General features: G+C 71.8%; 6 protein-coding genes. 2 read left to right on the top strand and 4 right to left on the bottom strand.

Annotation, left to right across the window (positions count from 1 at the left end; translation table 11 throughout):
* The first annotated feature begins 134 nt into the window (after nucleotides 1-134).
* Complete coding sequence (locus Pen02_RS16065) at nucleotides 135-1532, top strand: sensor histidine kinase (RefSeq protein WP_239140820.1); 1398 nt, start codon at nucleotides 135-137, stop codon at nucleotides 1530-1532.
* Nucleotides 1533-1557: 25 nt separating this feature from the next.
* Here the strand turns inward: Pen02_RS16065 and Pen02_RS16060 are convergent, their stop codons facing one another.
* Nucleotides 1558-2688, bottom strand: coding sequence for a TetR/AcrR family transcriptional regulator C-terminal domain-containing protein (locus Pen02_RS16060; protein ID WP_203866864.1), 1131 nt, complete (start codon nucleotides 2686-2688; stop codon nucleotides 1558-1560).
* 117 nt (nucleotides 2689-2805) lie between these two features.
* On the opposite strand from Pen02_RS16060, the gene Pen02_RS16055 reads away from it, so the two are divergent.
* Complete coding sequence (locus tag Pen02_RS16055; RefSeq protein WP_203866863.1) at nucleotides 2806-3624, top strand: GNAT family N-acetyltransferase; 819 nt, start codon at nucleotides 2806-2808, stop codon at nucleotides 3622-3624.
* A gap of 285 nt (nucleotides 3625-3909) precedes the next feature.
* Here Pen02_RS16055 and Pen02_RS16050 read toward each other — a convergent pair whose 3' ends face one another.
* The 3 genes from Pen02_RS16050 to Pen02_RS16040 form a co-directional block, all read right to left on the bottom strand.
* On the bottom strand, nucleotides 3910-4773 hold the full coding sequence (locus tag Pen02_RS16050; RefSeq protein WP_203866862.1) for a DMT family transporter: 864 nt from the start codon (nucleotides 4771-4773) through the stop codon (nucleotides 3910-3912).
* A gap of 262 nt (nucleotides 4774-5035) precedes the next feature.
* Entirely contained in the window at nucleotides 5036-6244 is a 1209-nt protein-coding gene (locus Pen02_RS16045; RefSeq protein WP_203866861.1) for an ABC transporter ATP-binding protein, read from the bottom strand.
* A gap of 7 nt (nucleotides 6245-6251) precedes the next feature.
* Entirely contained in the window at nucleotides 6252-7091 is an 840-nt protein-coding gene (locus tag Pen02_RS16040; RefSeq protein ID WP_203866860.1) for a carbohydrate ABC transporter permease, read from the bottom strand.
* Between the last annotated feature and the right edge of the window lie 6 nt (nucleotides 7092-7097).

Genomic DNA, 7097 nt, shown 5'->3' with positions numbered 1-7097 from the left:
TTTCAGCGGCCACCCTGCGCCTGGCACGATCGCGCGGACGGGCGTGGGAGCATGGGCGGACCGGCGTGCGGCAAGGGTTCCGCCCCGCGTCGGGTGCACCGTCCCCGCGCCCGACGCGTTGGAGGTCCGCCGCGATGTCCGACCACCTCTCGTCACCCCGGTCGACCGGCGCTGTCGCGGCACCCACGACAGTCCCGGCACCGACCGCCGCGCCGAACCCGACCCATGCGCCGGACCCGACCGTCGACGCCGCGCCGCAGTCGGCTGTGGCGCCGGAGTCGGCCGTCGGGCCGGAACGTGCCGAGGGCAGGCGGCCCGATCCGGGAAGTTGGGCGGCCCGCTACCGGTTCTGGGACGTCTACTTCGGGCTGGTCACGCTCGGCGTCGCCGGCTTCCTGGCGGTCGACGGCTCCGAGCCGGTGCCGCAGCGGTTCGCGGTCCTGCTTCCACTGGCCGCACTGACCGCCTGGTACGTCAGTTTCGGCCGCCGGCTGATGCGCGACGAACTCGAAGACTGGCGCGGGTACGCCTACCTCGCCGGCGCACTGGCGCTCTACGTACCGGCCGTACTGCTCGACGGATCGGCGTCCTTCGTCCTGTTCGCGCTCGGGCCGCAGGCGTACATGGTTGCCACTGCGGTACCGGCGACGGTCGCGGTGGTCGCGTTCAACTCCGTACACCTCCTGGTGCTGCTGGGCCGGGATGTCGAACCCGGCGAGGTGGCGTCGGGACCGTTGCCGGTCGCGGTGCTCGCCGTCCTGCTCACCGCGGTCCTGGGCACCTGGAGCCGGCGGGTCGTCGCGCAGAGCCAGGAGCGGGCACGACTGATCGACGAACTCGCCCGGTCCCAGGCGGAGGTGGCCCGGCTGTCGCACGAGGCCGGCGTCCTGGCCGAACGGCAACGGCTGGCCGGCGAGATCCACGACACGATCGCACAGGGCCTGACCAGTGTGGTGCTGCTGTTGCAGGCAGCCGACGCCGACGTCGACGGCGATCCGGAACGGGCGCACCGGCACCTGGCACTTGCCGCGCGTACCGCCCGGGAGAACCTCACCGACACCCGCGAGTTGATCGCGGCCCTGACCCCGGCGGCGCTGACCGGCTCTTCCCTGACCGACGCGCTCACCCGGCTGGTCGCCCGGTTCACCGCCGACGCCGGCATCGCCACCGACTTCCGATGCGTGGGCGATCCGGTTCCGCTGCCGACACCGACCGAGGTGATGCTGCTGCGCGCCGCCCAGGAGTCGTTGACCAACGTACGCAAGCACGCCGAGGCGCGGACCGCGTCGGTGCGGCTGGACTTCCGGCCGGACCGGGTGGTGCTGACCGTGACCGACGACGGTCGTGGCCTGGCCGCGCCCGCCGCTGCCGAGCCGGCGTCCGGCGGCTACGGCCTGACCGCGATGCGGGCCCGGGTGGCACAGGTGTCCGGGGTGCTCACCGTCGGCCCCGGGTTGGACGGCGAGATCGGCGCTGGAGCGGACGGCCCGGCCGGGACCGGGACGACGGTACGGGTGGAAGTGCCCGCCTGACCGGGTCGCCAGCTCGGCGGCCAGGTCAGCGAGCGTCGGTCTGGTGGCCGGACCCGGCCCAGGCGTCCAACTGGGTCAGCATGCCGCGCAGCCCGGCGCCCCGGGGAGTGAGGCCGTAACTGATCCGGGTGGGTGGGCCGGGGTCCACCCGGCGGTACAGCAGCCGCTCGTCGGAGAGTTCCCGCAGTCGTTCGGTGAGTACCCGACGGGAGACGCTGGGCAGCGCGTCGAGGAGATCGCGGAACCGCGCCTCGCCGTGGCTGAGTACGTGCAGCAGGTCGAGGGTCCAGCGCCGACCGAGCAGTTCCAGTGCCGCCGAGGTGGCCGCCGGGGGCCGCCGACTCGCCGATTTGGTTACTTTTTGAAACTTGGTTGTCTCGTCGGCATATCGCTCTCCGAGTAGGCCTGCCGACCCGTTGACCGTGCCGTCGCCGGAGACGGCCGGGGCGGACTGTCCGGCCAGGAAGACGGCGAGTCCGTCGAGCACCCGGCGCAGGCCGAACTCGAAGTCCTGCCGCCCGGTGGCCGGATCGTCGCCGGCCTGCTGGATCAGCCGGGAGAGCACCGGAAACCGGCCGGTGCCGAACAGTCTCGTCAACGTCGACGTCTCGGCCACCCACCACTGCTCGCTGCTCAACCCGGTACGCCGCTCCGCCTCGGCCTCGATGCCGGCGTACCGGGCGGCGCCCTGCACGTAGTCGCTGACCATGAGATAGATCTGGAGCATCGTCGCCGGGTCGAGTCCGAAACCGTCGACCGCGTCCAACACCCACTCCACGCTGGCCAGCACGTTCGGCCCGAGCGGCGGCCGACGGGTGCCCGCGACGATCGGCAGCACCCACGGATGCCGCTGGTACATCGCCCACTCCCGGCGGGCGGTCAGTTCGATCCTGGCGCGCCAGCCGGCCGGGCCCGGCTCCGGATACTCGATCTCGCCGAAGACGGTCTCCACCATCAGGTCGACCAGCTCGGCCCTGCCCGGCACGTACCGGTAGAGCGACATCGCCCCGGCGTCCAGGGCGCTCGCGAGCCGGCGCATCGAGAGCGTCGCCAGACCGTGCGCGTCGGCGAGGCCGACCGCCACCCGCACGATCTGGTCCAGACTCAGCCCGTTGGTGGTGCCCGGGGCTCCGCCCCCGCCCTCGTCCCGTTCCATCCGCTCCCCCGCCTCCGGCCGCCGCGCCTCCGCTACAGAGTACGCAAGGTCGCGTACACTGTACTCTCGTGACTGCGGACCGCAAGAGCGGACGGAACGCGAGCTGACGAGGTGACGATGACCGAGACCATGACGGTACGCCGGGCCGGGCTGGCCGACGCCCGGGCGATCGCCGCGACGGTGGGCCGGGCGGGGATGGACGAGGCGGTCTTCTGCTGGGTGGTGCCGGACGAGAGCGCCCGCCAGGCGTGCACGGAGGCGTGGGTCGAGTTCGCCGCCGGCTGGGTTTCCGGCGCACTGGAGATCGGCGAGATCCTCGTGGTGCGGGACGGCTCCTCGCAGCTCGGCGGCCTGTCGGTGTGGGAGTTCCGACCCGCCGGCCCGGCCGAGCCCGCCACCGCCGCAGATCCGACGCGACCCGCCACCGGCCACCCGACACAGTCGACGACCGCAGAGCCGACGCAGTCCGACACGGCCGGTTCGACGCAACCGGCCACCGCAGCGCCGACGCGGTCCGCCACGACGGACCTCGGGCCGGACGAGCGGCAGGCCGCCTTCCTGGAGCGGGCGTACGGCCGGTACGCCCCCCGGATGGTACTGGTCAGCGAGCTGATCGCGGCTCGCCATCCGGATCGGCAGCCGCACTGGTACCTCCAGCAGATGGCCGTGCTGCCGGGCTTGCGCGGCCGGGGCCTCGGCGGCGCCATGCTGCACCACCAGTTGGTCCGGGCGGACGCGGAAGGAGTCGGCACCTACCTGGAGGCGAGTTCACCACGCAACCGTGCCCTCTACGAGCGGTACGGCTTCCGGGCCCATGGCGAGCCGATCCAGTTGCCGGACGGCGGCCCGGCCCTCCAGCCCATGTGGCGTGATCCCCAGCCGGACCGGGCCGCCACCGAAGGCCGAGCCACCCACAGCGGCGCCACCGAAACCTGAGCTGGCGCCTGGCGCCATCGAAACCTGAGCTGGCGGCCGGCGCTGCCGAAAGCTGAGCCGGCGCCAACTGCCACCGAAACCTGGGCCGGCGCTCGGCGCTGCCGAAAGTTGAGCTGGCGCCAACTGCCACCGAAACCTGAGCTGGCGCCCAGTGCGACGGCGCCCGGTGCGACGTCGGCTCGACGCCGGACGGGACGACCTGCACGGCGCCAGATGCCGAGCCGGTCACCGGGAGCGGAGCCACCGCCGGTGCGGCGGTGGCAGGCCGCATCCACGTCGGGGAGGTCAGCCGCCCTCGAAGCCCTCCCGGCCGGTCGAGCGGGTGCTGGCCAGCCAGATCCCGAATCCCATGGCCAGCACGGCGGGCACCTCGATCAGCAGCCGGAGTCCGCCGAACGACAGCGTCTCGTGGAACGCGGTCACCCCGATCACGATGCTGGCGACCGGGTCGACCAGGGTGATCGAGGTGAGCGGTGCGGCCAGCGGACCGTTCTGGAACGCGTTCTGGTTCAGCGCCACCGAGGCGAACCCGACCAGCGCCAGCGCGTACAGGTGCCAGTCGGTCAGGGTGGCGAGCGGATCGGCGGTGACCCGGTCGGCGACGGTCTTCAGCAGCGACGCCGTACCGGCGTAGAGCAGGCCGCTGGCGATCCCGAGCAGGGTGCCCCGGGCGGCGCCCGTCGCGCGGTGGGCGAGGAACAGACAGACGCCGACCAGGGCGCCGCCGATCAGTACGATGCCGAGCCAACCCATCAGGGACGGCTGGGTCACGCCCGCGCGCGGCCGGGCGGCGAACAGGAAGGCGGCCAGCCCGAACACGCAGGCGGCCACCGCGGTGACGTCGCGTGGGTGCGGTCGCCGGTGGTCGAGGGCCGCCTCCAGCGGTATCGCCAGGAACATGCCACTGATCAGCAGGGGCTGGATCAGGGTCAGCGGCCCGAACCGGAGGGCGACCGCCTGCAGGACGGTACCGGTCAGGTCGGGGATCTTGGCGAGCAGCCAACTCTTCCGACGCAGCAGCCGGATCAGCAGTCGCGGGTCGGCGGTGCCGTGCTGCGGCTCCCGGCGCGCGGCGCGCTGCTGGAGGGCGGCCCCGAAGGCGAAACAGACGGCGGAGCCGAGCGCCAGCGCCACCGCCGCGATGGTCACGCGGCGGTCCCGGCCGCAGCGGGCGGCCCATGCTCCGTACCCACGGAACCACGCTACGTGTCCGGCCGGCTACTTACGGGAAGTTCGGTCGCCATCGGGTCTTCCGCCGGCCGCGCCCATCGCCGTTCGGTCCTCCGCCGGCGGCGCCGATCGCCATTCGACCGTCCGCCGGCCGCGCCGGTCCCGGCCGCCACGCCGCCCCCGGCCCGCCGGGGCGTCCCCGCCACACGGGCGGCGGACGTCCCGGCGGACGGGGAGGGAATCAGGAGGCGAGCGCCCCGGCGGCCCGGCCCTCGTGCAGGGTCAGGTTGCGGCCGTTCGCGGGGTCGAAGAGGTGGATCTTCTCCAGGTTGAACCAGATCCGCCGGTTCTCCCCCTCCGTGACCGTGGACTCCGCCGACAACCGGGTCACCAGGTTCGCCCCCGCGCCGCCCAGGTCGTCCGTACCCACGTCGGCGGCGAGTTCCTCCAACTCCGCCGCACTGGCCCGCTCGCCCTCGACGGTGAGATAGACGTACTTGTCGGAACCCATCGACTCGACGATCTCGACCGGCGCCTCGAACTCCATCCCCCGACCCCGGGTCTGTTCGTCGACCAGCCCGGCGTCCTCGAAATGCTCCGGCCGGATGCCGAGGATCAGTTCCCGGGGCGCGTCCTCGGCCGCCAGCTCGCGGCGGATCCGGTCCCCGAGGGGTACGTCCCCGATCGCCGTCCGCAGCGTCTCCTCCTCGACGGCCGCATGCAGGAAGTTCATCGACGGCGAGCCGATGAACCCGGCGACGAAGAGGTTCGCCGGGTGGTCGTACAGCTCCTGGGGCGGGCCGACCTGCTGCACCGCGCCGCCCCGCATGATCACCACGCGGTCGCCGAGGGTCATCGCCTCGGTCTGGTCGTGCGTGACGTAGACCGTGGTGGTACCGAGCTGCTTCTGCAACCGGGACACCACCGTACGCATCTGCACCCGCAGCTTGGCGTCGAGGTTGGAGAGCGGCTCGTCCATCAGGAACGCCTTCGGGCTGCGGACGATCGCCCGGCCCATCGCCACCCGCTGGCGCTGCCCGCCGGAGAGGTTCGCCGGCTTGCGGTCCAGCAGTGCCGTCAACTCCAGTACCTTTGCCGCCTCGGTCACCTTCTGCTCGATGGTCGCCTTGTCCAGCTTGGCGAGTCGGAGCGGGAACGCCATGTTCTCCCGGACCGTCATGTTCGGATACAGGGCGTACGACTGGAACACCATCGCGATGTCCCGGTCCCGGGGTGCCTTGTCGTTGACCCGCTCCCCCGCGATCCGCAGTTCGCCGGAGCTGATGTCCTCCAGCCCGGCGATCATGTTGAGTGTGGTCGACTTCCCGCAGCCCGACGGGCCGACCAGGATGACGAACTCGCCGTCGGCGATCTCCAGGTCGACGTCCCGGACCGCGACCGTCCCGTCCGGGAAGCTCTTGCTCACCTTGTCCAGCACGATGTCAGCCACTGCGACCTCACCCCTTGACGGCGCCGGACGTCAGGCCCGACACGATGCGACGCTGGAAGAACAGCACGAACAGAATGATCGGAATCGTGATCACCACGGCGGCGGCGCAGATCGCCCCGGTCGGGTCCTCGAACTGCGACTCCCCGGTGAAGAACGACAGCGCCACCGGTACCGTGCGGGACCGCTCGGTGGAGGTCAGCGAGATCGCGAAGAGGAAGTCGTTCCAGCAGAAGATGAAGACCAGGATCGCGGTGGTGAAGACTCCCGGCGCGGCCAGCGGGGCGATCACCCGGCGGAACGCCTGCCCCGAGGTTGCCCCGTCCATCTTGGCGGCCTTCTCCAGGTCCCACGGGATCTGCTTGAAGAACGCCGACAGGGTATAGATGGCCAGCGGCAGCGCGAAGGTGATGTACGGCAGGATCAGCCCCGGCCAGGTGTCGAAGAGCCCGAGCGACCGCTCGATCTCGAACAGCGGCGAGACCAGCGAGACCTGCGGGAACATCGCGATCAGCAGGGAGACCCCGACCAGCGCCTTCTTGCCCGGGAAGTCCAGCCGGGCCACCGCGTACGCGGCCATGGTGCCGAGCACCACCGCGACCACGGTGGCGATCAGGGCGATCCCGATCGAGTTGCCCAGCGCCCGGACGAACTGGCTGGTGGAGAAGATCGTCCGATAGTTCTCCAGGGTCCACTCCCGGGGGATGAAGTTCCCGTCGGTCAGCGTGGCGGTGGTCTTGAACGACAGCGAGGCGATCCAGAGCACCGGGACCAGCGCGAAGACCACCACCACGACGTCCAGCAGTCCCCACCGCCACTTCGCGGCGGCAGTGGTGTCGGCGGCAGCCATCAGAGT

Source organism: Plantactinospora endophytica, from assembly GCF_016862915.1.
Lineage (GTDB): Bacteria > Actinomycetota > Actinomycetes > Mycobacteriales > Micromonosporaceae > Plantactinospora > Plantactinospora endophytica.
The sequence above is the reverse complement of the archived record's forward strand: the minus strand, read 5'-3'. Positions and strand labels throughout refer to the sequence as shown.